The 2,065-nt window shown below is 58.3% G+C and carries 2 protein-coding genes and 1 pseudogene; 2 read left to right on the forward strand and 1 reads right to left on the reverse strand.

Going from position 1 to position 2,065, the window contains the following annotated elements:
• The first annotated feature begins 350 nt into the window (after window positions 1-350).
• Window positions 351-821, forward strand: a complete 471-nt coding sequence (locus SMD10_RS25220) for a hypothetical protein (protein WP_331688477.1) — start codon at window positions 351-353, stop codon at window positions 819-821.
• A 113-nt stretch (window positions 822-934) separates the two neighbouring features.
• Window positions 935-1,864, forward strand: coding sequence for a hypothetical protein (locus SMD10_RS25225; RefSeq protein WP_331688478.1), 930 nt, complete (start codon window positions 935-937; stop codon window positions 1,862-1,864).
• A 50-nt stretch (window positions 1,865-1,914) separates the two neighbouring features.
• On the opposite strand, the pseudogene SMD10_RS25230 reads toward SMD10_RS25225, so the two are convergent.
• A pseudogene (locus SMD10_RS25230) lies at window positions 1,915-2,065 on the reverse strand (IS630 family transposase); the annotation flags it as partial.

Here is a 2,065-nt window from a genome sequence, read left to right on the forward strand (position 1 = left end):
CGACGCGCACCGAACGGCGATCCGCTCCCTGCAGCAATGGGCCGCCGCCGCAACGGCCGCCTATTTCGGCATCGAGCCCGACGGCTCGTTTTCGCTCGACACGGTCGAAATCGAAGCCTCCGCCTGCCGAGCCTGGAGGCTATGAGGCCCGCGAACAGGGCAGCTCATCGGCCAGGCCTTTGGCCGAATCCGAAGCTGAGGAGTAAGCCGCACATGTCAGCGCATCCCGTGGGATCAGCACCAACACGCAGCCCCCTTTCGCCCGGATCCGGTCGCAAAGGTCAGAAGCCAATCGGCACCTGTCCGCCGGCATCCGCTTTCGCCAGGCGAAGAAGGGCGGGGCACCGCTGATGATCCCGCTCGCCCAGCCGGTCATTGCCGAATTGGCCGACGCCAAGGACCGCCGCGCCGATTGGCGGGTGAACTATCCGCAGGTGGTGCTGGACGAAAAGAACCGCCGACCCTTCGAAGGCGATTGGTATCGCAAGGTCTATGGCGTCATTCGCTCGGTCGCGGCCACCGGCAAGCATCCGAAGACGAAGGACGCCAACGCCGTCCTGCGCGATGTCGATCTCTTCAAAGCCCTCGACGGCTTCGAGCCAGTGCCGACCGTCGCGGATCTCCGCGACCAGGATTTCCGCGACACGGCCGTGACGTGGCTGTCAGCCGCCCACTGCAACAAGTTCGAGATCGCGGCGATCACCGGCCACAGTCTGAAGTCGATCGACAACGTCCTGCGCCACTATCTCGGCCCCGATCCCGAGCTGGCGCGGGAAGCGATGGCGAAGCTAGAGGCCTGGTTCAAGGGCAAGGCGCGGTGAATAGTGCCTAAACAAAAGAGTTGCGAAGAGGCGGCGAGGAGATCCTGGGAGTGAGGTGGGCCGATGCAGAGGCGCTTATGCGCGTCTCGTCGAGTGTCTAGAGGAGATCGAAGTTGACGAGACCGACCGCGACCTGTGGAATAAGTGAGCAAAATCACCGTGAGATTCTCGCTTCAATGCCTCGTCGCTATTGGTTCATTATCGTTGCATTTGGAATAGTTGTTTTAGCTGCCCTCCAACAAAGCTGCTGGGCTCAGGAACAGAACCGTAATCCTGAAGAACAAATATATATACCGCCGCCGCCTTTTGGACTCTTCGAGCAAACGGAAGAACCCAATGGTCCGGCACAGCCATGCGAGCAGGGCAGAGAGGATCGCAGTTCCGATCTTTGTGCCCAATGGAAGGCTGCCGATGCTGCGAAGAAATCTGCCGACTGGGGCGCATTTAGTGTCTGCATCGGCGTGGTGACATTTCTAGCTGCCGCAGTTGCTGCAATTTACGCAGGGAGCACATCCAAGGCTTCTTGGGCCAGCGTTGCCGAAACCCGCCGCATAGGTGAAGCGCAGGTACGAGCATATCTGGATTTCGAGCATGTCACCATCGGTTATGATGCGGCTAATCAGTGCCTCACTTTCTCTGCGATGATCATCAACAACGGCCAGTCTCCGGCTCTCAGTGCAGATTTTGTTGTTGAAGTCACGTTATTCTGTGATGAGGGCCTGAAAATACTTATTATTCCGATGGAGATTTCAGGCGTTCCGCTGGCTGGTTTGACAATTCCTGAAGTCAGTCACACAACCGCGAGGCTGTCTCACCACGAGTTTTCTGTATCGGCCGGCTGCCATGTCGAAATATGTTTGTTTAGCACTGATGTTTTCGGTAAGGAGGCTGACGAGCACGTGTACTTTGCCAAAATGGGGCGACCTGAGCCGACGTATGTTTTTGGCATAGGAGATCGTATGCCGGTGCCCGCTCGTGTCCTGAACCAAGAGAGACTCGATGCCTTGAGGCGGCACCGGGCAGGCAATCGCGGTCCTGCATAGTTGTTGACGCGGCTACCGCCGCCAGATGACCACCCTAGAGCGGGATGGGATTAGGTTGGACCATATCCTGAGTTGACGAGGTAGTTGGCGCATTCGTCTGACGAGATCGAAGCGAGAATCTGCGCGATGGCGTCGGAGACGGCTTGGTAGGTCCGTTCTCCAGCCTTGCGCAGCAGATGCTTGAGTTTGGCAAAGAGCTGC

Origin of the sequence: Consotaella aegiceratis, from assembly GCF_036541425.1 — a bacterium.
GTDB classification, from domain to species: domain Bacteria; phylum Pseudomonadota; class Alphaproteobacteria; order Rhizobiales; family Rhizobiaceae; genus Consotaella; species Consotaella aegiceratis.